This window comes from Pseudochrobactrum sp. AO18b, assembly GCF_000409565.1.
Classification (GTDB): domain Bacteria; phylum Pseudomonadota; class Alphaproteobacteria; order Rhizobiales; family Rhizobiaceae; genus Pseudochrobactrum; species Pseudochrobactrum saccharolyticum.
Genome location: NZ_ANNO01000065.1, coordinates 1 through 22,494, shown reverse-complemented (window position 1 = coordinate 22,494; position 22,494 = coordinate 1). Strand labels below are relative to the sequence as shown.

The following is a 22,494-nucleotide window of genomic DNA, read 5'->3' as shown; positions in this document are numbered from 1 at the left end:
TATGTCTGATATTCATTTTAATAAAATTGCGCTGATCGGTATTGGTCTGATCGGTTCGTCGCTGGCTCGTGTCATCCGCCGTGAAGGTCTGGCCGGTCATATTGCTATTGCTACCCGCAGTCCGGAAACGCTGAAACGCGCGGAAGAACTGGGATTGGGTGACAGCTATACCACAGATAATGCGGTTGCGGTGCAAGATGCCGATCTGGTGATTGTCTCCGTGCCTGTGGGCTCGTCCGGTCTGGTTGCCAGCCAGATAGCCGGCAGCCTCAAAGCCGGTGCGATTGTCACTGATGTGGGCTCCACTAAAGGCTCGGTGATTGCGCAGATGCAGCCGGAATTGCCGGATCATGTGCATTTTATTCCGGGACACCCGATTGCCGGTACCGAATATTCAGGGCCGGATGCGGGGTTTGCCGATCTGTTTATCAACCGCTGGTGCATTCTCACACCGCTGCCCGATACGGATGCAGATGCGCTGGCAAAGCTCAATGCATTTTGGGAAGCCTGCGGTTCCAAAACAGACCAGATGGATCCGCAGCATCATGATCTGGTGCTGGCGATTGTTTCGCATCTGCCGCATATCATTGCCTATAATATTGTTGGCACGGCCAATGATCTGGAGAAGGTAACGGAGTCGGAAGTGATTAAATATTCCGCTTCCGGTTTCCGTGACTTTACCCGTCTTGCGGCATCTGATCCGACAATGTGGCGCGATGTTTGCCTGCATAATAAGGATGCTATTCTGGAAATGCTGGGGCGTTTCTCGGAAGATCTGGCCTCATTGCAGCGGGCAATCCGCTGGAGTGACGGCGATGCCTTGTTTGACCTGTTTACGCGTACCCGCGCAATCCGCCGTGGCATTATTGATGCCGGTCAGGAAGTGGATGCGCCGAACTTTGGCCGCGAAGCTGCAAGCAAGCAAAAGTAATATGCGAAGCTACACGTTTGAGTGATGTTATATGAAAATAAAAAACCCGCCATTTCGGCGGGTTTTTATTAGAGCATTTCACAGTCAAGTTGGATCAACTTGACGTCGGGATAATGCGACAGACTGAGGAATCTAGAGCGAACACTGCGATCCAACATGAACATAAACCGCTCTAGAGCAGTGGCAACCGTCCCAGCGGGATAAAGCCTGCGCTGATTTTGCCTTCTTTGATGAGAACCGGAACAATCGTTGCTCCTGTTTCATCTTTCGGCATGGAGTCGAGAGCAAAAACCACTGTATTGATATTTTTAGCCTGATCGGGAAAGGCGGCCTGCAATGTCTGGCCGATTGCCGGAGCATTGGTCAGGCGGATTTTCAGATCCGCATTGGCCAGACCTTCGCTGTCGACAGCAAGCGGGCCGCTGATGCTGATGCTGGCGCCGGAAGGCAGCAGAAACAGCATCTGATTAAGCTGCAAGGATTTTCCGCGCAACAGACTGCCGCTTTCATCCGGCTCTTTGAAGGCTGCGAGGCTTGCCGGAGAGGTGATATCAATCAGACCGTCGAGCTCCGGCAGGGCAGCCAGAGATTTGTCACCGGTGAGGCGCAGATCATCAAAAGTCATTTTGGCCTGAAGCGGCTCTTCAAGACTGTTGAGATCAAATTGCAGGCCGAGCAAAGAGAGTGTTGCCGGTGCAGCCGCATTTTCAGCGGTCACAGTTTGCACGCGCAGATTATCGGCACTGAGGCTGATATTCTGTGGCGAACGGCCGTCAATGCGCGCAGATGCTTTGAGATTGTCCCAATCTGCTTTCAACGGGTCAGCGCCGGACATGGCAAGTGCCGCAGGGCCGGTGAGCTGTGTCTGCACCGTGCGGAAAGAGAACAGGGAAGCGCCGACATTTACAGCACTGGTTGCTGCATTCAGCGTCTGATCTTTGTCACGGAAGTTAAAGCCGGAACAGCTTATATACATGGAGAAGGGATAGCCGCGTGCCGAGAGGGACTGACACTCCAGCGTTTCGCCCTGACCGGCAGTATTGGCAAGCTCAGTGCGAACGCGGTCTTTGGCCATGGAAGCGAGATAAAACCAGCCCGCCGTGTATAAAATGACGATGACCAGAGCAAAGAGAATGCCCCATGTCATGCGTTTTGAGCTTTGCGGGTTAGGACGCGATTTAGCTACCATAGCTATGCCTCTCAGATTTCAAAGGGCATTCTGCTGACAGGGCAGAAGAACTCTTCTATAATCTTTTTATTCACAATGCCGCGCTGACAACAGATCATGCGGTATTGTTTTGCAGATAAAAGTCATTCGGCGGTACATTTTTCTACACAAAACCATGCCGGAAAAATGTTTGCCTGTTGGGAAATGCGGGACACAGGGTGTAAACTATATGCCTGTGCATCCTATGCATTATATGAATTTGGCGAGACAAGCAAAAGCAAACAAATGACCCCAATGGATAGTTCACACACGGATTTCGTGTTCCAGAATAATGTGGCTGATTCCGGTTCTGACTTCTGGGTCTTCGGTTACGGGTCACTGATGTGGCGGCCGGGTTTTGACAGTGCCGAGAATATTCCGGCGCTGCTGACAGGCTTCAGCCGGTCTTTATGCATCTATTCTCATGTTTATCGCGGTACGCCTGAATTGCCGGGGCTGGTGCTGGGTCTGAACAGCGGCGGCTTCTGCCACGGACAGGCATTTCGCGTGACGGCAGACAACAGACTGCCGGTGATGAACTATCTGCGTGAACGTGAGCAGATCAGCGGTGTTTATGTGGAAAAATGGCTGACGGTTGAACTGGCAGACGGCCGTGATGTCGAAGCGCTGGTCTATGTGGCCGATCCCTTGCATAAACAATATGCAGGCGGTCTCAGCGCTGAGGATATGGCTTTGCTTGTCCGGCGCGCCAGTGGTCAGGCCGGACCAAACCGCGATTATGTTGCCAATACTGCCCGTCATTTGCAGGCAATGGATATCTGGGATGAGCGGCTGGAAGCTGTTTTAAAGCTGCTGGATAATCATACAGACTGACAGGATTGATAGTTTTACCCGATCTTTGACTGACTTTTTCCGGTCTGTGATCTTGTGAATAGCAAGAGCGCTGTTTAAATGTGTCTCAACCTTTGCCCGTGCTGAGTGAAGCACCGGTGCAATGAACAGTCCGACTGAGTAGGAGACATTTATGCTCGCAATTTTGCGCACCGTTGATCTGGCGCTGGATATTTATACCTGGATCATCATTGCCAGTGCGGTGTTTTCCTGGTTGTATGCTTTTAACGTGGTCAATTCCCGCAACCGCTTTGTCGCCTCGATCGGCGAGTTTCTCTACAAGGTGACAGAACCGGCACTGCGTCCGATCCGCAAGATTTTGCCGGATCTCGGCGGTATTGATATTTCGCCGATTGTTCTGCTGCTGGCGATCTTCTTTATCCGCCAGTTCATGTGGACGACATTGGCTCCGATGCTCTTAAGCTAATTAATAAAAAACCCGCTTAAAAGCGGGTTTTTTATTATCTGCGATTGAAAATCCGGCCACTTGGGAGACTGGCCAGTTTTGCAATTATTTTGCGTTTTTAGCGCGTTCGATCGCTTCAACGATGAATTTACGTGCGTAATCTTCATCGCCCCAGTCACCGATCTTTACCCATTTGCCTGGCTCCAGATCTTTGTAATGTTCAAAGAAATGAGCAATCTGCTGCAGAGTGATTTCCGGCAGATCGGTGTAGTTATGAACTTTTTCATAACGACGGGTCAGCTTTGGTGACGGTACGGCGATGATTTTTTCATCTTTACCGGCATTGTCTTCCATCACCAGAACGCCGATCGGGCGAACATTGATGACGCAGCCCGGAATCAGCGGACGGGTGTTGCAAACCAGAACGTCAATCGGGTCGCCATCTTCCGACAGAGTGTGCGGAACAAAGCCGTAATTGCCCGGATAGGTCATTGGTGTGTAGAGAAAACGATCGACGATCAGAGCGCCGGCGCTTTTGTCCATCTCGTATTTGATCGGATGACCACCGACCGGTACTTCGATAATGACGTTAACGTCTTCAGGAGGGTTGGAGCCGATGGAAATGGCATCGATATTCATGGGCGTGTCCTTTCATTTGGCGTTCTGATATCGGTTTTCGTGAAACCGTGCAACAAAAACGCAATTTCAGATAAAGCGGCTTATTGTCATGTTCGTGAAATTCTGAGCGCTGTTATGCCTTTGTTTCAGCCTCATTGCGCTGCGCCTGCAATTCCGCGAGGCGGGCTTTGGCTGTCGGCGGCATAGGCGGCGCATTTTTATCCTGTGAGGCCTGTACCAGAAATTCGTCACAAGCTGTTTCTGTGGCTTCAATCAGGCGCTGCAAAAAGACTTCCTTATCCAGACCCGCTTCAATCGGTGGCAGAATACGGCAACGGATGGTGCCGGGATAGCGAAGGAACTTACGGCGCGGCCAGTACAGACCGGCATTATGGGCAATCGGTACGACCGGCAGGCCGAGATTGGCATAGAGATGGACGACACCATATTTATAGGCCGGCGGCGCACCGGGGGCGCGGCGTGTGCCCTCCGGATAGATCATGATCTGGCGTCCGTCAGCAATGGCTTCCTGCGTGCCGCCGGAAATGGAATGCAAAGCCTTGATCCCCGTACCGCGATCAACAGGGATCATTTTCATTTTCTTCAGATACCAGCCGAATAGCGGAATACGCATCAGGTCGCGTTTGAGAATATAAACCGGATCGGGCGTGTAAGATAAAAACGCATAAACATCCCAGAAAGACTGGTGTTTTGGTGCGCAAATATAGGCGCCTTCCGGCAGGTTCTCCGCCCCTTCGACCACAAAATCGGTGCCGACAATATATTTTTGCAGAAACAGATTGGAGCGTGCCCAGAATTTAGGGACGATCCATGCTTTTTTGCGCGGCAAAATCAAAGTGAGCGGTAAAAACAGGATCATCTGTATGATCAGACTGATATAGAAAGCCAGATTAAACAGCACTGACCGGATGACTATGATCATATCTTGTATCAGCCTTTTAATATGTGCATGACAGGTAAAATAGCTCGATTTTAAACAGAGCGGTTCTTCAAATAGAAGAAAAATCAGCGCTTATCAATTCCGGACATCATTGCCTATTGATCCGCAGCTTGTGTTTTAATCATTTTGGCTGAGACTGATATGCGCAAGAGCACCAATATATTTGACATATTCGGTAAATAACACGCGCAGCGTATCGCCCTGACGCATCCAGTTGTTGTTTTTCAAATCGCTGTTGATGACCGGATAGGGCAGAAGTTCGACATTACCGACCTGCCGTGACAATTCCAGAATTGAGCGCGGAATGTGATAATTATTGGTTACAATGAATATGCGCTTGTAATTATGCTGTTTAATCCATTTGGCGCTTTCAACCGCATTGCCGATTGTGTTGAGTGCCGTACGATCGAGATCCACGCAGCAGGCAAATAAAGCCGGATCTGTTCTGGTAACACGCTGCAAGGCCTCGCGTTTGGTAGACGGATGAACACCGCTGATCAGCAGCCGTTCGCCGCGTCTCTCTGCCAGCAGTTCCAATGCGACTTCAATACGGGATTTCCCGCCGGTCAGAACGATAATCGCATCGGCTTTCTGATCGGCAGGTGGTGCCTGTAGATTGCTGACATGCTCGCTGAAAATGACAAATCCGATGCCGAGAGCGACGATCAGCGAGAACAGGACAACGGCGACCGGCGGAATGCGTCTGCGCAGGCGCTTCAGCCAATGGCGAATAAAGCCGTCTTTAGAGATATGCACGGATGCTTCGCGGCCGGTTGTTTCTGCCGGTCGTTCGCCATTCTGCCGGTTTTGTTCCGCAGTGTCTGAAGCATTGTTTTGCACATACATTGCCGTTTGGCCTGTTCATTTTCTCGTATCAGCGCAGATTGCTGTAACCTGCGCAAATCAGTCTTATAGTATAGAGCAGACAGGACAGCGGAGGAAACTGCTTTGTCCGCTGACTGCCCTAATCTTTGCTGCCGCTGATACTGTCCATATCTTTGAGCTGCCGGATCACGGTCAGGCGGCTGGTCAGCATTGTGAGAATGCTAACAATGATAATTGTGGCGGCAATACCGATATAGCCTTCGCGTCCGATGGCAAAACTGCCAAACAAAGCTGCCGCCTGATCGCCTTCCGGCGTTGCCAGATTGCGGCTGGTCCACCAGGAAACAATCAAAAATACCAGCAAGGCCGCCGCGCCGCCGTAACAGGCACCTTTGAGTGCTGTACGGAAGAAATGCCACTCAAATTCACGGGCAACAAAGCGGGCTTCAGCACCGATAAAATGCAGCACTTCAATAATATGGCTGTTTCCTGCCATCGCGCCACGCGTGGCAAAAATCACGGTCAGCACAGTGGCAGACAGCATCAGAAACAAGACACCCATACCGATCAGTACGGTTGTGTGCGCCATGGAAACCAGACGATCCACCCATGTGCGATGATCGTCAAAACTGGCACCGGGAATATTCTTCTGCAATTCCGAGCGCAGAGTTTCAAAATCCGGCGGATTTTGCTCGTCAATTGTCACCACCACGAGGCGCGGTACCGGTAATTCGTCAATGTCCAGACCTGTACCGAGCCATGGCTCCAGCAGGCGTGCGGTGGCTGCACGGTCAACGATATTGGTGCCTGTGACACCGGCAAAACCGGAAGCAATCTGACTGGCTTGTGCGAGGGCAGCTTCCATATCCTGACCGTCGACCGGCCGGATCTGAATTGTTGCTTCACGTGAAATCTGGCTCTGCCATTGGGCTGCCGATGCGCGCACCAGACTAACCCCGCCAATAGTGATGCAGGCGAGAAAGGTCATGATTGCGATAACGGTAATCAGCGTGGTGCCGGAAACACTGACCGGCGGTACAATCGGCGTTGGTCCGCGTTTTTCCCGTTTGCGCTTACCCAGCAGTTCGAGAAAAATCCCGTGATAATGATCAATCGTTGCACGCAGGTCAGCCATAAATATCCAGCCTTCCCTGATCAAGAATCATACGGCGCGCATCCACCTGATCCATCAATGTCAGATCGTGGGTGGCGATAATCACTGCAGTGCCGGAACGGTTAAGTTCCGCGAATAAGCGCAGCAGGCGGCGTGCCAGCGGTGGGTCCACATTACCGGTCGGCTCATCGGCCAGCAGAATTTCCGGCTGGTCAATCAGCGCTCGGGCAATAGCGGCACGTTGTTTTTCACCGCCGGACAGAACCGGCGGCAGTACATGCATACGATCACCGAGACCAACCCACTGCATCAGTTCCTGCACTTCATGGCGGTAGGTTGCTTCTTCCTTGCCGCGAACACGCAATGGCAATGAAACATTCTCATAGGTCGTCATATGGTCGAGCAGGCGGAAATCCTGAAAGACGATGCCGATACGGCGGCGCAGCAATGGAATTTCACTGCGCTGCATTGTGGAGATGTCTTTGCCGAAAATCGTAATCAGGCCGCGTGTCGGTTTCAACGCCATGAAAAGCAGGCGCATCAGCGATGTTTTACCGGCACCTGACGGGCCGGTCAGAAACTGAAAGGAGCGCGGCGGAATATGAAAGGAAACATCCCGCAGGATTTCCGATCCCATGCCGTACCGTAATCCTACATTTTCAAAGCGAATCACTGATTATTTTCCCGATGTTTTTTGCCGGTTTTCTTATGGTTGCCGAACATTGACCCTTATGGTTAATCTCGCGTTAATCTGCATGCAAGTTTGGCATTTTGAGGTTGAAAAAAGAATAGAAATTTTATGGCGCTTTGTGCACAGACCTGCTGTGTGTAACCGGTTAAAACGCAGATTTGATGCGGAACAGGCGTAAATAATGTAAAACTGCCCTTTCAGCAAAAGGCGTAGTACTGTAACAGCTACTTTTTTCTTGCCGGAGATATTTCGGTATAATCGGATTTAGACCGGAGACGTGTTTATGCCTTATGTAGGTGGCAGAAATCTTGAAGTTCTGTTCAGTGCGGAGCAGATTGCAGAGCGCAATCGTGAACTGGCACAAAAAATTGCCGAGCGTAAGCTGGAACGGCCGCTGGCAGTTTCTATCCTCAAAGGCTCATTCATTTTTGCGGCAGACCTGATCCGCGCCATGCATGATGCCGGTGTTGAGCCGGATGTGGAATTCATTACTGTCTCCAGCTATGGCGCAGGCACAAAGGGCGGCGAAATCCGTCTGGTGCGCGATATCGACAGCGATGTTGAAGGCCGCGATATTCTGCTGATTGATGATATTCTTGAATCCGGCAAAACACTGAATTTTGTGCGTGAACTGATGATGTCACGCGGCGCACGCAGTGTGAGTATTGCCGTGCTGCTGGACAAGCCGGGTCACCGTAAGCTTGATCTTTATGCGGATTTCACAGCTTTTGAATGTCCGGATTATTTCGTTGTCGGCTATGGCATGGATGTGGCGCATTCTTTTCGCCAGCTGCCTTATGTCGGCCGCGTTATGGATGAGCAGGAATAAGCTTCCGACCATTCGCTGAATTTAAAAAGCCGCTCATGATTCTGAGCGGCTTTTTTATGAAATAGAGTAGTTCCAGTTAAGTCTGAATTTTTGGAACCGCTCTATCCTTTTGTTTTGCGCATTATCCAACGCAAGACCGCTTCGCACTTTTTCTGGAAATGCTTTATTGATCGCGTTTCAGCAGACGTTCCAGATAGTCTTTTTCCTGCTGCGGGCTCAGCGCATCGCCGAGTTTTTTGCGGATTTCATCGAGAATGCGGCGGGCTTTCTGGATATCAATCTGGTTCGGCAGCTGATTGCCGGTACCTTCCGAACTGCCCTGACCGGTTTGACGCCCTAACGGATCCTGACCTTCGCCGGTCTGCTGCCCCTGACCTTCACCCTGCGCCTGCTGTAATTGCTGCATCATGGAGCGGGCACCGCGGCGCAAGGCATCAAGCGCCTCAGCCTGCTGATCTGTGGCCTGTCCGCTTTCGCCATTGCCCAGCGAGCGGCCTGCACGCCCCATGGAGTTCAGCGCCTGATCCATTTCTTTTGAGGATTCCAGCCCCTGTTGTTTCAGCTGGTCTGTCAGCGCATTCAGCTCATTTTGCAAGTCGCGCTGCTGCTGCTGTAAATCTTTCAGAGCCTGTTCTGTTTCCTGACGGGACTGGCCGTTTTGCGGGCGCTGCTCTCCTTCGCCGTCATAGTTGAAATCATCAGACTGTTCCTGCAATTGCTGATCCAGTTTGAAAGTTTCATTCATCAGCTCCTGCTGACGGCGCATCAGATCGCCGAGTTTATTCAGCTGTTGCTGTGCGCCGCTGCCTTGTCCCTGACCTTGGCCTTGACCTTGCTGAGCACTCTGACCAGGCTGAAGATTGTTAAGCATTTCCTGCAATTGCGACAGCATTTGCTGAGCTTCCGCATGATTGCCGGAACGGGCGAGGTCTTCAATCTGCTGCATCATCCGGTCAATATCGCGCTGGCTGAGCACGCGGGTATTGGGATTATTCTGGGCGTTTTTATTCGGATTGGTCTGCTGACGGCGCGCCATTTCGTTTAAGTATCGGTTCATGGCTTCGCGCAATTCTTTCGTCAGACGGGCAATTTCTTCCGGACTGGCATTATTCTGCAATGCCTGACTTAACGCCTCCTGCGCTGCACGCAGGGCTTTTTCCGCATCGGAAAGCTGACCATCTTCAATACCGCGCGCGACATTCCACATATAGCTGACAATCTCGCGCAGATCCCCATCATTGCGCGCCAGTTTCAGACGTTCCCGCACAGAGCGCAGACCCAGAAAATGGCTGACATTGGCAATGGTGGTCTGCGGATGCATGGTCAGCGCATCCAGCATTTGCACAACAGGTGTTTTCTGATTGCTGTCGAGCGCCAGCACTTGACGCTGCTCGGCAACGGCGCGTGCCAGCGGATTGATGAACGGGCGTTGCGGCAGCACAAAACGGATTTCTTTGCTTGTGCCTGTCTGGCCTGCATCATCAATCGCCTGCAATTGCAGGGAGACATATTTGCCAGCCCACGGATGCATAGTCAGATCCTGAAGGGCTGTGGTCTCGTCCGTGCTGTTTTTGCCGCGCTTTGGTATAGTCAGCCGCAGTTCCGGCGCGTCTGTCAGCGATTGCGCGCCTTCTTCAGGTTGTTCCAGCAGTTTGATGACAGGCTGTAATTTAGTCACGCCATAGTCATCGCCAGCTTTATAGTGCAGTTCCAATGTGCCGTTCAGCGCATAGGTCGGATTGCGGGTAAAGTCGACGACGGGTGGCGTATCAGGCGTGATGTTAAACTGCCACGCCTGACGGCGTGAACCGGCCTGCAGGCTGGCAGCGACCGTTTTATTCAGAAGCAGTTCAAAATTAGTGCTGTCTTGTGTTTTCGCTGTACCGGAAGCCGGTTTGGCCTCAACAGAATAGGCTTTGCCGTCCTGACCGGTCATCGTCAGCTGATTGCGTGTACTGCCGCTGATCTGAACGCTGAGAATACTGCCCTGAGGCACATCCAGCGGTTTTACATCTGTATTGGCACTCAGAAAGACCGGTGCTTTGCCCGTATAGGCTGGCGGAGTTATCCATGCATCAATGCGGCCTTCCGGCCCTGCAAAGCCTTCAGGCGGGTTCCACAGATCACTGATTTTACCGGAGGACGGGCTGAAGGAATAGGCTGCGGTTGAAGCAAACAGCAGAATGACAAATGTGCGCAGGGCATAAGGATCGCGCTGCGGAATATCGGGATGGGGCAGAAATCCGTGCAGCCTGTCCGTCAGCGCGGCCATACGCTTGCGGTGTTCCTGCCAGAGCGCCTGTGCCAGCGGATCATCACTCTGTCCGGCAAGCTGGTCATCGCTCAGTTGCAACGGGCTGTGCTGCAAGCCGTTTTCACGCTCTATACGGCTGTTGACTGTCTGATCGTCCGGCAATTGAAAATGCCGGAAACGGAAAAGCGCATAGGCATAGGCCAGTATAAAAACGGCAGACAACGTGAGATGCAGCCAGCGCGGCATGGCCTGAAACAGACCGAGCCAAGCCAGACTGGCCAATAATGCTGTTAAAAGCAGAACCGGTAATACCAGCGGCCATAAACGCTCAAAGCACAAGACCAATGCCGCTTTGATCCGCAGACGATAAAGCCTGCGGTCTGCGTTTTCAAAAGATCTGGTGTCCGGTTCAGGCATTCAATATCCGGTTCTGTATCTTAGCGCAGTTAAATTGACTGAATTTAACCTCAGCGAACATGCGGCTGCTCAAAAAATCTGAAGCGGACGCAGTGGATAGGTTGGAATGCGACCCGCTTTAAATCAGCTTATCCAGAATAAATGGTTTTTCTTCGACAGCTTTTTTATCCGGTTTGCGCCAGTCATCATGCACTGTCGCATTTGGCGGGGCTTCCAGTGCGCCACGACGGCCGCAGCCGGATACAATGCTGCCAACGGCAACAAGCATAATCACAGAGGTCATGAATACGCGGCTATTCATCAAAAAATATCCTGAAACTGGTGTTTGGCCGCAAAGCCGTGAGTAATTTTCGCTGACAGTTTTAGCTGAATTACGGAACAACGCAAACTGTTCGGAGACAAACACAAATCTTTGAAGGGATGCAGACCGAAGGCATAAACCGCCTCCGGCCTGTTGTATAGCGGGGCGGATCAGGCCTTAATCAGGCGTTTTTTCCAGTATTTGATCTGGCGGCGCACTTCCTGCGGCGCGGTGCCACCGAAAGACTGACGGCTTTTCACCGATTTATCCACAGTCAGGAAACCGAACACTGCATCATTAATCTGCGGATGGATCGACTGCATGTCTTCCAGCGTCAGTTTGGACAGATCGACTTTCTTCGATTCTGCCAGTGCAACGGCACGGCCGGTCACATGATGCGCTTCACGGAATGGCAGGCCAAGCTCACGCACCAGCCAGTCGGCGAGGTCAGTTGCCGTGGAATAACCGGAACCGGCAGCCTTTTTCATCGAGGTTTCAATCACGGTCAGATCGGAAACCATACCGCTCATGGCTGCGAGTGCCAGTTCGATGGATTCAGCAGCATCAAAAACCGCTTCTTTGTCTTCCTGCATATCTTTGGAATAGGCCAGCGGCAGACCTTTCATCACCATCAGCAGGCCGACAAGCGAGCCAGTGATACGGCCGGTCTTGGCGCGCACCAGTTCTGCGGCATCCGGATTTTTCTTCTGCGGCATGATGGATGAGCCGGTGGAGAAAGCATCGGACAGGCGGATGAAATTGAACTGCGAGGTTGACCAGATCACAATTTCTTCGGCCAGACGCGACAGATGGGTTGCGCAGATCGAAGCAATCGACAGGAATTCCAGCGCATAGTCGCGGTCGGAAACGCTGTCGATCGAATTGCGGGTCGGTTCGCGGAAACCAAGCGCTTCGGCAGTCATGTGGCGGTCAATCGGGAAGCCGGTACCGGCCAGTGCTGCGGCACCGAGCGGAGATTCATTCATACGCTCAATCGCATCGCGCACGCGGGAGAGATCACGGCCAAACATTTCCACATAGGCCATGCAATGATGACCGAAAGTCACCGGCTGTGCTGTTTGCAAATGGGTGAAGCCCGGCATCACAGTTGCTGCGTGCTCTTCTGCACGGATAAGGAAGGCTTCGATCAGGATTTTCAGCGAAGCAGCAGTTTTTTCCAGCTCATTTTTGACCCAGAGACGGAAATCCAGCGCCACCTGATCGTTGCGCGAACGGGCAGTGTGCAGACGACCGGCCGGTGCGCCGATCAGATCAGCCAGACGGGCTTCCACATTCATATGAATATCTTCAAGCTTGCGCGAGAAGGTAAATTTGCCATTTTCGATCTCGGCTAATATGGTATTGAGACCATCGGAGATCTGTTTGTGATCATCTGCAGAGATAATGCCGGTCTTGGCAAGCATGGCAGCATGCGCCAGCGATCCGGCAATGTCCTGAGCATAGAGTTTGCGGTCATAACCGATCGAAGCATTAATCTCTTCCATGATGGCAGAGGGTCCTGAGGCGAAACGGCCACCCCACATCTGGTTACTGGATTTTTCTGTCGTCATGCGCTTATGCCCTGAGCCGGAACTGTGAAGTAAAAGAACGATATTATGGCCGAAGATAATAAAGAGACAAAACCGAAAAGCGCAATCAGCCCGAAGATGATTTTGTTCGCCGGTATTGCCGGACTTCTGGCCGGTGCCCTTGCGGTATACGTGATGGAACCGCCTTCTGGCAATGTTGTTCCGACAGAGAATACGGCCAGTAATGCCGCAGCAGGCGGCGCAGAGGATGCAAAATGTGCGTTAAATCAGGAGCAGTTAGCTAAACTCTCCGCTGCTGCAACCGGTGAAGTTGCCGGAATGCAGCCATCCGATAAGCCTGCTTTGCTGACACATCTGCAATTTGATGCGCCTGACGGATCAAAAACCACGATCGGCAATATGAAGGGCAAAACCCTGCTGGTTAATCTCTGGGCGAGCTGGTGCGCGCCGTGCCGTGAGGAAATGCCAGCGCTGGATAAGCTGCAGGCTGAGCAGGGCAGTGATGATTTCGAGGTCGTAGCGCTGAATATCGACACCGGCGATATTTCCAAGCCGAAGAATTTCCTCAACGAGATCGGCGTTGAGAAGCTCGGTTTTTATCGCGATGCCAGTCTGACTGTTTTTAATGATCTGAAACGCAGAGGTTTGGCTTTTGGTTTGCCTGTAACTTTGCTGATTGATGAAACCGGTTGTCAGATTGCGGCAATGAACGGACCAGCACACTGGGCGGGGCAGGATGCTGTTAATCTGGTGAATACAGCCAAGAGCCTGCGTAACTGATTGGTCGCCAAATCCTGTATAATGTGATTTTACAGGATTTGGGTTTTCTGCTCTGCTGAAGATCTTAAGGGAGATTTTCTATGGGGCTGGATGTCTGGCTTGCCTTTACGGCTGCATCAATTGTTTTGCTGGTGATACCGGGGCCAACAATTTTGTTGGTGGTTTCCTATGCCTTGGGGCAGGGCTGGCGCACTGCCATGCCGATGGCGGCCGGTGTGGCGCTCGGTGACTTTACGGCTATGACATTGTCGATGCTCGGCATCGGTGCGTTGCTTGCGGCCTCTGCCACAATATTTACAATCGTGAAATGGCTTGGTGCTGCCTATCTGATCTGGCTTGGTATCAAATTATTCCGTTCAGGTGCTACAATGCAGGCAGAGGCGCGGGATGCCGATGTATCACCTGTGAAAATGCTGGCGCATGCATGGCTGGTGACATCTCTCAACCCGAAAAGCATTACGTTTTTCGTGGCTTTCCTGCCGCAGTTTCTTGACCGGCATGGCGATTTCTGGACGCAGATGCTGATTTTTGAAGCCACATTTCTGGTGCTGTCTTTCAGCAATGCGTTTCTCTACGCTTTTGCAGCGCATCGTGCGCGCGCACTGTTTAAAAGCCCGCGGATTTTGCGTGCTTTCAACCGTACCGGCGGCACATTGCTGATCGGCGCCGGTGTGGCAACGGCAACAATGCGCTCTTCGTAATTTTTTTGTTATGCGGTGAAACCGTCACGCTTCAACCGCACAATTGCGAGGTCCAGCGCCGAGAGAAATGCGGAGCGGTCGCGGGCTGAAAACGGCTTTGAACCGCCGAATTGGCCTGATGAAACCGGATTGGCGGAGCGCAGCTCATCCATCAGATTGCGGGTGGCAAGAATATTGCCGATATTGGCCGCACTGAACAAGCGGCCATCCGGTGCAATTGCAACAGCTCCGGCGGTGACTGCACGATGTGCCAGCGGAATATCTGCCGTGATAACAACCGCACCGGCACGCGACCGCTCGGCAATCCAGTCATCGGCCACATCCAGACCGGCAGGGACGATCACACGTTCAATCAGCGGTTCATCACGCGGAATAGCGATGAAGCTGTTGGCGACCACAAAGGTTCTGATGCGGTGGCGCTCAGCAACTTTATAGGTCTCGTTTTTAACCGGACAGGCATCGGCATCGACATAAATGCAGATGGTTTTGTTTTCATCGGAGTGTGTCATTCATGCTTCATGGCAAAGCCAAATGTGAATGGCAAGCGTTTAACGCTTGGCGAGGCAGGGCGGCAGGGATAAGCCGGTTGTATAGTTCGTGGAACAGATCATGCCAGTCAAATATTTCCCTGCTTTATTCGTCTTTCTCTGGGCAACCGGTTTTATCGGTGCGGGGCTTGCTATGCCCTATGCTGAGCCGTTCTGGTTTATGACCGCACGGTTTTTCATTGCTGCTATTATTCTGGCGGTCTGGGCACTGGCAACCGGTGCCCGCTGGCCGGACAAACGCGGGCTTGTGAACGCCGCGATTGTCGGCTGTCTCATTCACGGGATTTATCTCTCCGGCGTGTTCTGGGCGGTGCGCCATGGTTTGCCTGCGGGTATGACAGCGCTGGTTTCCGGCTTGCAGCCGTTGATTACCACGTTGATTGCCGCACTCTTCTTGCGAGAGACCGTGTTACCACGACAATGGTTGGGACTGCTGATCGGCTTCTGTGGTGTGGCGCTGGTAGTTGCACCGAAGTTTTCATTCAGTTCCGGTGGGATTAATCCGGCAACATTAAGTGCGGCACTGGCAGCTGTGATGGCGATCAGTATCGGCACGGTATGGCAAAAACGCTTTGCGGTGAAAATTGACCTGAAAACCGGTACGACCGTGCAATATATCGCTGCAGGTATTCTGACCGGCCTGTTGTCGCTGACTTTTGAAACGCAGACGGTGATCTGGTCGCCGGAATTGCTGTTTGCAATGCTCTGGCTGGTGCTGGTTCTGTCAATCGGTGCTATATTGCTGCTGCTGATCCTGATCGGGCAGGGCGAAGTGTCAAAAGTCGCTTCGTTCTTCTATCTGGTGCCGGGAACAGCGGCGATTATGGCCTATCTGCTGTTTGGAGAAACGCTGACGCTGGTGCAGATTGCCGGTATGGTGCTGACCACTTTCGGTGTGGCACTGGCAACTTTACAAAAGAAAAAACCGGCAGCTTAAAACCGCCGGTCTGATTATTATTCTGATGTGATTAGCGGCGCGGCAGCAGCTTTTTCACTTCATCGGCCGCATCGGCAAGGGCTTCTTCCGGTGTGGCCTTCTGTTCAACAACGCGGGACAGATTATCAACGATGGTCTGGGTTACTTTCACGCCGTTCGAACCGGGGAAAGCATACCAAGGGATCATGATATTCATTTGACTCAGGCCGGCTTTGAACAGCGGGTTTTCGTCATAGAATTTGCCGAGATATTCATCCGATTTTGCAGCCAGTTCATTATTTGGCACATAGCCGGTGCCCGGCACAACGACCGATGCGCCGTAAGGACCGGCAGCAAATTTGGCAAATTTCCATGCGGCTTCAATTTTGGTATCGTCCGATGTCAGGATAACAACCGCATTACCACCGGTTGGCAGACGGCCTTTTTCCGGATTAAGCAGCGGGATTTTAGCGGTGCGCATATCGAATTTGTCGCCGACATTTTTGATTGTATTGCGCAGGCCGCCGGTGGTCTGGAAAGCAAAGCCGACATTTCCGGCCGCAAAGGCCTGTTCACCGGCTTCTTTGGTAAAGACCGGCAGGCCGCCTTCTTTGACCATACGGTCGAGCAGTTTGAAAGCCGCTTCACCTTCAGCACCGCTGAATGCGACCTGTTTTTCATCTTCTGAAAGCATCCGGCCACCGGCACCGAATAACAGGGCTGAGAACATCCAGTCATCACCCTGCCAGCGGAAATCAATACCCTGAACGCCGTTGCCGAGCGCTTTGATCTTGCCGCCGATGCGGATGACATCGTCCCATGTTGCCGGAGGCGTATCCGGGTTCTCGCCAACTTTTTTAAACAGATCTGCATTGTAATACATGATCGGATTGGAGGTGGCGAAAGCCAGACCAACCTGACGGTCACCGACTTTGGCAAGGTTCAGAATGGTCGGAGTGAAACCCTGTGCTTCAAAATTAGTTTCTTTCTCGACCAGCGGTTTCAGATCAAGGCCGATATTGCGTTCACTCAAAATGCGCAGGCGGTTCAGGCCGGTAAAGGTGATGTCCGGCAGCTCAGCGGTGCCATTCTGACGCATAATCAGCTGAATGCCGTCTTCATAGGTCGCGGAAGGATTGACGAAATGGATTTTGATATCCGGATTTTCTTCCGTGAATTTCTTGGAAATATTGGCCATCACGTCCTGAAAAAAGCCCGGCATAGGATAATGCACATTGAGCGTGGTTTCAGCCAGAGCTGTGCTGCACAGACCGGAAAAAAGGGCCGCAGCGGTCAGAGTACGGGAGAAGAATGTCATTACAGGCTCCGTAAATGTTTGGGAGGAAGAGCGTTACAGACGTGAGGTTGTGATCAGCCTTTGAGACCGGTCATGGTAATGCCCTCAATGAAGCGGCGTTGCGCTGCAAGAAAAGCAAGAACGAGGGGAAGGGTGATAATCAGCGTGGCAGCCATCAGTGCGCCATAGTCATCACCGGCTTCGGCAGCACGGAAATACAGCAGCCCCAGAGGCGGTGTGGCCATGTCCATATTGGTGACAACAATCAGCGGCCAGAACAGATCATTCCAGTGGGCAACCACGGAAAAGATCGAAAAAGCAGTAATCGCAGGCCATGCATTCGGCACAATAACACGGGCGACAATGCCGGTTTCCGACATACCGTCAAGGCGGGCGGCATTAATCAGATCATCTGGCATCGACCGAAAAAACTGCAGAAACAGGAAGATGCCGAATACCGAGATGAAGAATGGTGCGCTGATGGCGAAATAGGTGTTCAGCAGACCTGTGCGCTCAAAACCCAAATAGAACGGTAAAGCCGTGGCATGGATCGGCACCAGCAGGCCGAGCATCACCGCGCTCATCATCACCTGTGCCGCACGGAAGCGCAGCTTGGCCATAGCATAGGCGCAAGGGATAGCGATGATAACCTGAACCACCAGAATGAGTGCGCAGACCAGAACGCCGTTGAGTAGCAATTGCCCCATCGGCACACGGGAAAAGGCCTTGGTGATATTTTCGATCAGCGCCCAGTTTTGCGGAATGAGGCTGAGCGATGAGGAGAAAATATCCGATTGTGATTTGGCGGCCGTGGAGAGCATCCAGATATAAGGTGCAAGGAACAGCATCGCACCGAGAGACAAAATCCCGAGGCGGGTAAAGCGTAAGACTGACATGATTTCCGCCTCTTAATAATGCACGCGGCGGTCAAGCACGCGATATTGCAACAACATCATCACGATCAGCACCATGAGAAAAATAACGGTCATGGCCGAGGCATAGCCGACGCGCAGGAACACGAAGCCTTCCTGATAGATCGTATGCAGCAGCACTTCCGATGCTTTGTTCGGCCCGCCCTGTGTGAGGGTTTTGACCGATTCAAAGACTTTGACGGAATTGATGACGCTGATAGTGAGAACAAAAAGTGTGGTTGGGCCGAGCAGCGGCCATGTCACCAGCCGGAAACGCTCCCATGCGCTTTTAGCGCCGTCCATTTCGGCAGCAGCATATAGCTCGCGCGGAATGGCGGTAAGACCAGCCAGAAACAGCACCATATTGAAGCCGACCGATTGCCAGATACCGATCATGGCAAGACTTGGAAGCACGGTTGAAGAACTGCCGAGCCAGTTGGGGCCGTCGATGCCCAACAGGCCGAGCATCGCGTTGACCGGCCCCATTGTCGGATGCAGCAGATATTGCCAAACGGTGGCCATGGCCACGAGCAGCGAGGCAACAGGCAGGAAATAGACGGTGCGGAAAAAGGCTTTGCCGCGTGCTTCACTTTCAATCAGCAGAGCTGCACCTAATCCGAGAAAAACGGAAAGCGGGGTGACGATCAGCGTATAGAGTGCGGTGTTTTGCAGAGAGATACGGAAGGTACGGTCTTTGAAAAGTTCAATATAGTTTTCTAAGCCGACGAACTGATAATCTGTATATCCCAGTTCAAAATTGGTGAAACTGAGATAAAACACCGCCAAGGTCGGCAGTAAAATGAAGAGAAGTACCAGCGACACAGCCGGTGCCATCAGCTTCCATGCCAGACGCTCTTCACGTTTGCGGGCAGCATTGGCAGCCTCACGCGCTGTCATCACCGGAGAGAAGGTTTGCGCAATATCAGACATGGCTGTCTGCCTTGATGCGGCTTGAAACTGTATGGGAAAGTTTGCGCAGGCTCTGACCTTCCGTATCAAATAGTAGTGCTTTATGCGGATCAAAAGTCAGAAAAACCGGCATATCCGTTTGCAGATCCGCTGCCATGGCCGGACTGCATCGTGCAGTCAGTAATTCCTGAGCACCCGGAGCATTGAGATAGACCAGCGCTTCAGAGCCAAGAAATTCAATACGCGCTACTGTGGCTGAGATGGCTCTGTCCGCAGGTTTTTCATGGGCACGGCGGATTTGCAGGTCTTCAGGCCGGATAGCTACACTAAGTGCAGAGCCGGCATGAATGTCAATTTCGTTTAAAATTGCTTTGCCGGCAAAATGGATAATACCCTGATCGCTGGCGCGGGCACTCAGTACATTGATTTTCGGGCTGCCGATAAAGCGGGCAACTTCGATATGGCGCGGATTATTGTAAATCTCGCACGGTGTATCGATTTGCAGCAGGTGGCCACCGATCATCACGGCAACACGATCGGCCATGCTCAGCGCTTCCGACTGGTCATGGGTCACATAGAGGCTTGGCACACCAGCACGGCGATGCAGATCGACAATTTCAGCACGGGTATGTACACGCAAATTGGCATCGAGATTGGAGAGCGGTTCATCCATCAGGAAGACCTGCGGCTGGCGCACCATGGCGCGCGCCAGTGCCACACGCTGGCGCTGACCGCCGGACATTTGCGCAGGTTTGCGGTCGAGCAGATGGTCGATTTTCAGGCTCTGTGCAGTTGTCAGTACTTGTTGCTGAATGGCAGTGCGTTTGACCGCCTGACCTGGCATCCAGTTGCCGATCAGCGGCAGACGTTCTGTCATGGTCAGATCGCGCATGGCCAGCGGTACGGCAATATTTTCACGCGTGGTCAGATGCGGATAGAGCGCATAGGACTGGAACACCATTGCGATATTACGGTCAGAAGGATGAGCGGCGGTAATATTGCGCCCGCCCAGCCAGATATTGCCGTCATCGGCATGTTCCAAACCGGCGGCAATGCGCAGAATTGTGCTTTTTCCGCAACCGGAAGGCCCGACCAGTGCAATGAATTCACCGTCTTCGGCTTCAATCGTCACATCTTTGAGAATGTGCTGATCGCCGAAAGATTTGGAGATATTTTTCAGTGCGAAATGCGCCATCATGCCTGCTCCGTTGCATCGGCGCTGGTAATGGCGGCAGTGTGGCTCGACGGGTAAACTTCATGCACCACATCATCAAGCAGATATGGACGCAGCTGTGTCAGTTCGGTGATTTCGCTATGTACATTATCGGTCAGAGTGTGAATGACAGCACCGACAATACGCTCACCCGGCAGGTCGCGTTCCATAGGGCCGACGATAAAGCCGGATGAAGGTCCCCAGATCAGGGAAATGCCGTGATGATGGCCAGCCCATGCGCGGTGCAGATGGCCGCTGGCATAAAGGCGGACATTATGTGCACTGAATAAATCCATCAGGCGTTTACGGTCTTTGGGGGAGGCGCCCCAGTAGCCACTGTCGCCCTCATCTGGGCTATCGACGAAAAGCGGCTTATGAGCAAAAATCGCAACAGGTTTGCCACCGGCACCGTTCAGAACATCTTCCAGCCATTGATATTGCTGTTCTTCTTCAGCATGATCGCTGCCGATCAGCAGGCTGTTGAGGCCGATGAGCCGCCAGCCGGACTGGTCATGTACCCAGCGGTCAGGGCCAACCAGATCACGCCAGCGTGCAAGACGCTCGTCATTGACTGGTTGCAGCGAGGAAGGCAGATGGCCGACATCATGATTACCCGGAACGCAGAGTACCGGCATGTTCAATTCACCCAGAAGATCAGCGCAGAAAGTCAGGTCGTCGTCAAAATCCGCACCATCCACGGCCAGATCGCCGGTATGGATCACGAGATCCGGTTTAACTTCTTCCAGCCATTCGGCGAGAGGCTGCCAGTTTTTAGTAAAATGTGTTTTGGACGGGCTGAAATGGGTGTCGGTAATCTGAACAATCCGCATGGATCTGCTCCTTCACTGTGTTGAAGAGAAGATGCGGATGTGTATTTCTAACGGGGGACACAGGCCGCTAATGCGCGTTTCTTATACTGTGTTGGTGACAGGCAGACCTCAGAGCAATGACAAAATTGTAACATCTGTCGCTGCCTATATTTTCTTAAGGCTCAGCAGGAATTGCCCGAGTATCAGGCGCTGACGGGTAGGGCGCAGACCAGCCTTTTGCAGAATGGGCCGGATAAGAGATGTATCCTGCATTTGCATCAGGCGTTGCATACGCATTTGCGCACGTAGTTTTTCAGGCACTTTCAGCATGACACGATCCGTTATTCTAGTTGCGAATGATTTGCACTTGCAAAATTATTACAGATTCTTTACGAAGGGTGCAATTGACAATCATTTGCAACTAGGATTTTCTATTTGCAAGAACGAAATCTGGTATGGATTGAGGAGTTAAGAATGTTCAGCAAAATGAGGCGCGTGCTGCTGGCCGGTATTATTGGTACGGCTTTTTCTGCAGTGCTGGTGGTGGTGCCTGCTGCGGCAAAGGAAAAATTTAAAGCAGTGACAACCTTTACGGTTATTGCGGATATTGCTCGTAATGTTGCCGGTGATGCTGCGATTGTTGAGTCCATTACCAAACCGGATGCCGAGATTCACGATTATCAGCCGACCCCGGGCGATATTATGAAGGCGCAAGGTGCACAGCTGATCTTCTGGAACGGTCTTAATCTTGAGCGCTGGTTTGAAAAATTCTTCCAGCATCTGAAAGATGTGCCAAGTGTTGTTGTGTCTGAAGGTGTTGAGCCGATGGGTATTACCGAAGGTCCGTATAGCGGCAAGCCTAATCCGCATGCATGGATGTCGCCTTCGGCCGGTATGATCTATGTCGATAATATCCGCGATGCTTTCGTGAAGCATGATCCGGAAAATGCCGAAACCTATAAGGCCAATGCGGAAGCCTATAAGACCAAACTCAAGGCGCTGATTGATCCGATCAAGGATGAGCTGAAGGATATTCCGGAAGACAAGCGCTGGCTGGTGACCAGTGAAGGTGCCTTCAGCTATCTGGCTCGCGATCTCAACCTGAAAGAGCTGTATCTCTGGCCGATCAATGCCGATCAGCAGGGCACACCGCAGCAGGTGCGTAAAGTGATTGATGCCGTTCGCAAGAACAATATCAATGTAGTTTTCTCTGAAAGCACAATCTCTCCGGCACCTGCCCAGCAGGTGGCTTCTGAAACCGGTGCGAATTACGGGGGTGTTCTGTATGTGGACTCGCTTTCAGAGCCGGACGGTGCCGTGCCGACCTATCTCGACCTGCTTCGTGTGACAACTGACACGATTGCGAAGGGTCTTAAATCCGGAGATGCAAAATAATGAATGCCCCGCTTAATGTCCTCCCAAAGGCATCTCTGTCTCCCGCATCATCCGATGCG

The 22,494-nt window shown here is 52.2% G+C and carries 24 protein-coding genes; 8 read left to right on the top strand and 16 right to left on the bottom strand.

Going from position 1 to position 22,494, the window contains the following annotated elements; translation table 11 throughout:
• Position 1: 1 nt before the first annotated feature.
• Positions 2-931: a prephenate/arogenate dehydrogenase family protein gene (locus tag A918_RS0103205; protein WP_028233314.1), complete on the top strand. Its 930-nt coding sequence runs from the start codon at positions 2-4 to the stop codon at positions 929-931.
• 172 nt (positions 932-1,103) lie between these two features.
• On the opposite strand, the gene A918_RS21240 is transcribed toward A918_RS0103205, so the two are convergent.
• On the bottom strand, positions 1,104-2,120 hold the full coding sequence (locus tag A918_RS21240) for a DUF2125 domain-containing protein (protein WP_084664607.1): 1,017 nt from the start codon (positions 2,118-2,120) through the stop codon (positions 1,104-1,106).
• 312 nt (positions 2,121-2,432) lie between these two features.
• Here A918_RS21240 and A918_RS0103195 point away from each other — a divergent pair, with 312 nt between their 5' ends.
• Together A918_RS0103195 and A918_RS0103190 are read left to right on the top strand one after the other, a co-directional pair.
• Positions 2,433-2,972, top strand: coding sequence for a gamma-glutamylcyclotransferase (locus tag A918_RS0103195; protein ID WP_028233312.1), 540 nt, complete (start codon positions 2,433-2,435; stop codon positions 2,970-2,972).
• A 151-nt stretch (positions 2,973-3,123) separates the two neighbouring features.
• A complete protein-coding gene (locus A918_RS0103190) occupies positions 3,124-3,417 on the top strand; it encodes a YggT family protein (RefSeq protein ID WP_022709656.1) in 294 nt (97 codons plus the stop codon).
• Positions 3,418-3,501: 84 nt separating this feature from the next.
• Here A918_RS0103190 and ppa read toward each other — a convergent pair whose 3' ends face one another.
• The 5 genes from ppa to ftsE form a co-directional block, all read right to left on the bottom strand.
• Positions 3,502-4,035, bottom strand: a complete 534-nt coding sequence (ppa, locus tag A918_RS0103185) for an inorganic diphosphatase (RefSeq protein ID WP_022709655.1) — start codon at positions 4,033-4,035, stop codon at positions 3,502-3,504.
• A 112-nt stretch (positions 4,036-4,147) separates the two neighbouring features.
• Positions 4,148-4,957 (bottom strand): 1-acyl-sn-glycerol-3-phosphate acyltransferase, encoded by an 810-nt coding sequence (locus A918_RS0103180; RefSeq protein WP_022709654.1) that lies wholly within the window; start codon positions 4,955-4,957, stop codon positions 4,148-4,150.
• A gap of 135 nt (positions 4,958-5,092) precedes the next feature.
• The gene (locus A918_RS21140) at positions 5,093-5,815 is read right to left on the bottom strand and encodes a YdcF family protein (RefSeq protein ID WP_198013266.1); all 723 of its coding nucleotides are present in this window, start codon (positions 5,813-5,815) and stop codon (positions 5,093-5,095) included.
• A gap of 124 nt (positions 5,816-5,939) precedes the next feature.
• The gene (locus A918_RS0103170; protein ID WP_022709652.1) at positions 5,940-6,935 is read right to left on the bottom strand and encodes an ABC transporter permease; all 996 of its coding nucleotides are present in this window, start codon (positions 6,933-6,935) and stop codon (positions 5,940-5,942) included.
• Positions 6,928-7,587, bottom strand: a complete 660-nt coding sequence (gene ftsE / locus A918_RS0103165) for a cell division ATP-binding protein FtsE (RefSeq protein WP_033315839.1) — start codon at positions 7,585-7,587, stop codon at positions 6,928-6,930. The genes A918_RS0103170 and ftsE overlap by 8 nt, the downstream gene beginning before the upstream one ends.
• 301 nt (positions 7,588-7,888) lie before the next feature.
• Between ftsE and hpt the strand changes: the two genes are divergently transcribed.
• Entirely contained in the window at positions 7,889-8,434 is a 546-nt protein-coding gene (gene hpt / locus A918_RS0103160) for a hypoxanthine phosphoribosyltransferase (RefSeq protein ID WP_022709650.1), read from the top strand.
• A gap of 163 nt (positions 8,435-8,597) precedes the next feature.
• Here hpt and A918_RS19265 read toward each other — a convergent pair whose 3' ends face one another.
• From A918_RS19265 to argH, 3 genes are all read right to left on the bottom strand, one after another.
• A complete protein-coding gene (locus A918_RS19265; RefSeq protein ID WP_022709649.1) occupies positions 8,598-11,105 on the bottom strand; it encodes a TIGR02302 family protein in 2,508 nt (835 codons plus the stop codon).
• 118 nt (positions 11,106-11,223) lie between these two features.
• A complete protein-coding gene (locus A918_RS0103150; RefSeq protein WP_022709648.1) occupies positions 11,224-11,406 on the bottom strand; it encodes a lipoprotein in 183 nt (60 codons plus the stop codon).
• A 170-nt stretch (positions 11,407-11,576) separates the two neighbouring features.
• Positions 11,577-12,977 (bottom strand): argininosuccinate lyase, encoded by a 1,401-nt coding sequence (argH, locus tag A918_RS0103145; protein WP_022709647.1) that lies wholly within the window; start codon positions 12,975-12,977, stop codon positions 11,577-11,579.
• A gap of 45 nt (positions 12,978-13,022) precedes the next feature.
• Here argH and A918_RS0103140 point away from each other — a divergent pair, with 45 nt between their 5' ends.
• A complete protein-coding gene (locus tag A918_RS0103140) occupies positions 13,023-13,736 on the top strand; it encodes a TlpA disulfide reductase family protein (RefSeq protein ID WP_022709646.1) in 714 nt (237 codons plus the stop codon).
• An 80-nt stretch (positions 13,737-13,816) separates the two neighbouring features.
• Positions 13,817-14,437, top strand: coding sequence for a LysE family translocator (locus A918_RS0103135; RefSeq protein ID WP_022709645.1), 621 nt, complete (start codon positions 13,817-13,819; stop codon positions 14,435-14,437).
• An 8-nt stretch (positions 14,438-14,445) separates the two neighbouring features.
• Here the strand turns inward: A918_RS0103135 and A918_RS0103130 are convergent, their stop codons facing one another.
• Positions 14,446-14,946 (bottom strand): YaiI/YqxD family protein, encoded by a 501-nt coding sequence (locus A918_RS0103130; RefSeq protein WP_022709644.1) that lies wholly within the window; start codon positions 14,944-14,946, stop codon positions 14,446-14,448.
• Positions 14,947-15,046: 100 nt separating this feature from the next.
• On the opposite strand from A918_RS0103130, the gene A918_RS0103125 reads away from it, so the two are divergent.
• On the top strand, positions 15,047-15,922 hold the full coding sequence (locus A918_RS0103125; RefSeq protein WP_028233311.1) for a DMT family transporter: 876 nt from the start codon (positions 15,047-15,049) through the stop codon (positions 15,920-15,922).
• A 31-nt stretch (positions 15,923-15,953) separates the two neighbouring features.
• Here A918_RS0103125 and A918_RS0103120 read toward each other — a convergent pair whose 3' ends face one another.
• The 6 genes from A918_RS0103120 to A918_RS21680 all read right to left on the bottom strand — a co-directional run bounded on the left by A918_RS0103120 (position 15,954) and on the right by A918_RS21680 (position 21,370).
• Entirely contained in the window at positions 15,954-17,219 is a 1,266-nt protein-coding gene (locus tag A918_RS0103120) for an ABC transporter substrate-binding protein (RefSeq protein WP_022709642.1), read from the bottom strand.
• A gap of 53 nt (positions 17,220-17,272) precedes the next feature.
• Positions 17,273-18,094 (bottom strand): carbohydrate ABC transporter permease, encoded by an 822-nt coding sequence (locus A918_RS0103115; protein ID WP_022709641.1) that lies wholly within the window; start codon positions 18,092-18,094, stop codon positions 17,273-17,275.
• A 12-nt stretch (positions 18,095-18,106) separates the two neighbouring features.
• Positions 18,107-19,039 carry a carbohydrate ABC transporter permease gene (locus tag A918_RS0103110; protein ID WP_022709640.1) on the bottom strand — a complete coding sequence of 311 codons (933 nt, stop codon included), beginning with the start codon at positions 19,037-19,039 and terminating at the stop codon, positions 18,107-18,109.
• Positions 19,032-20,213 carry an ABC transporter ATP-binding protein gene (locus A918_RS0103105; protein ID WP_028233310.1) on the bottom strand — a complete coding sequence of 394 codons (1,182 nt, stop codon included), beginning with the start codon at positions 20,211-20,213 and terminating at the stop codon, positions 19,032-19,034. The genes A918_RS0103110 and A918_RS0103105 overlap by 8 nt, the downstream gene beginning before the upstream one ends.
• Entirely contained in the window at positions 20,213-21,061 is an 849-nt protein-coding gene (locus A918_RS0103100; RefSeq protein WP_022709638.1) for a metallophosphoesterase, read from the bottom strand. The genes A918_RS0103105 and A918_RS0103100 overlap by 1 nt, the downstream gene beginning before the upstream one ends.
• Positions 21,062-21,205: 144 nt before the next feature.
• Positions 21,206-21,370, bottom strand: a complete 165-nt coding sequence (locus A918_RS21680) for a hypothetical protein (RefSeq protein WP_022709637.1) — start codon at positions 21,368-21,370, stop codon at positions 21,206-21,208.
• A 144-nt stretch (positions 21,371-21,514) separates the two neighbouring features.
• On the opposite strand from A918_RS21680, the gene A918_RS0103090 reads away from it, so the two are divergent.
• Positions 21,515-22,435, top strand: coding sequence for a metal ABC transporter substrate-binding protein (locus A918_RS0103090; protein WP_022709636.1), 921 nt, complete (start codon positions 21,515-21,517; stop codon positions 22,433-22,435).
• The last annotated feature ends 59 nt before the right edge of the window (positions 22,436-22,494 follow it).

Excerpts from the sequence above, each read along its gene's own strand:
- A918_RS0103205 (WP_028233314.1), top strand. The coding sequence starts at position 2 with ATGTCTGATATTCATTTTAATAAAATTGCGCTGATCGGTATTGGTCTG.
- A918_RS0103135 (WP_022709645.1), top strand. The coding sequence starts at position 13,817 with ATGGGGCTGGATGTCTGGCTTGCCTTTACGGCTGCATCAATTGTTTTG.
- A918_RS0103110 (WP_022709640.1), bottom strand. The coding sequence starts at position 19,039 with ATGTCTGATATTGCGCAAACCTTCTCTCCGGTGATGACAGCGCGTGAG.
- A918_RS0103115 (WP_022709641.1), bottom strand. The coding sequence starts at position 18,094 with ATGTCAGTCTTACGCTTTACCCGCCTCGGGATTTTGTCTCTCGGTGCG.
- A918_RS0103130 (WP_022709644.1), bottom strand. The coding sequence starts at position 14,946 with ATGACACACTCCGATGAAAACAAAACCATCTGCATTTATGTCGATGCC.
- A918_RS0103180 (WP_022709654.1), bottom strand. The coding sequence starts at position 4,957 with ATGATCATAGTCATCCGGTCAGTGCTGTTTAATCTGGCTTTCTATATC.
- A918_RS0103120 (WP_022709642.1), bottom strand. The coding sequence starts at position 17,219 with ATGACATTCTTCTCCCGTACTCTGACCGCTGCGGCCCTTTTTTCCGGT.
- A918_RS0103100 (WP_022709638.1), bottom strand. The coding sequence starts at position 21,061 with ATGCGGATTGTTCAGATTACCGACACCCATTTCAGCCCGTCCAAAACA.
- A918_RS0103125 (WP_028233311.1), top strand. The coding sequence starts at position 15,047 with ATGCCAGTCAAATATTTCCCTGCTTTATTCGTCTTTCTCTGGGCAACC.
- A918_RS0103150 (WP_022709648.1), bottom strand. The coding sequence starts at position 11,406 with ATGAATAGCCGCGTATTCATGACCTCTGTGATTATGCTTGTTGCCGTT.
- A918_RS0103105 (WP_028233310.1), bottom strand. The coding sequence starts at position 20,213 with ATGGCGCATTTCGCACTGAAAAATATCTCCAAATCTTTCGGCGATCAG.
- A918_RS0103190 (WP_022709656.1), top strand. The coding sequence starts at position 3,124 with ATGCTCGCAATTTTGCGCACCGTTGATCTGGCGCTGGATATTTATACC.
- argH (WP_022709647.1), bottom strand. The coding sequence starts at position 12,977 with ATGACGACAGAAAAATCCAGTAACCAGATGTGGGGTGGCCGTTTCGCC.
- A918_RS19265 (WP_022709649.1), bottom strand. The coding sequence starts at position 11,105 with ATGCCTGAACCGGACACCAGATCTTTTGAAAACGCAGACCGCAGGCTT.
- ppa (WP_022709655.1), bottom strand. The coding sequence starts at position 4,035 with ATGAATATCGATGCCATTTCCATCGGCTCCAACCCTCCTGAAGACGTT.
- A918_RS0103170 (WP_022709652.1), bottom strand. The coding sequence starts at position 6,935 with ATGGCTGACCTGCGTGCAACGATTGATCATTATCACGGGATTTTTCTC.
- A918_RS0103090 (WP_022709636.1), top strand. The coding sequence starts at position 21,515 with ATGTTCAGCAAAATGAGGCGCGTGCTGCTGGCCGGTATTATTGGTACG.
- A918_RS0103140 (WP_022709646.1), top strand. The coding sequence starts at position 13,023 with ATGGCCGAAGATAATAAAGAGACAAAACCGAAAAGCGCAATCAGCCCG.
- hpt (WP_022709650.1), top strand. The coding sequence starts at position 7,889 with ATGCCTTATGTAGGTGGCAGAAATCTTGAAGTTCTGTTCAGTGCGGAG.
- A918_RS21240 (WP_084664607.1), bottom strand. The coding sequence starts at position 2,120 with ATGGTAGCTAAATCGCGTCCTAACCCGCAAAGCTCAAAACGCATGACA.
- A918_RS21680 (WP_022709637.1), bottom strand. The coding sequence starts at position 21,370 with ATGCTGAAAGTGCCTGAAAAACTACGTGCGCAAATGCGTATGCAACGC.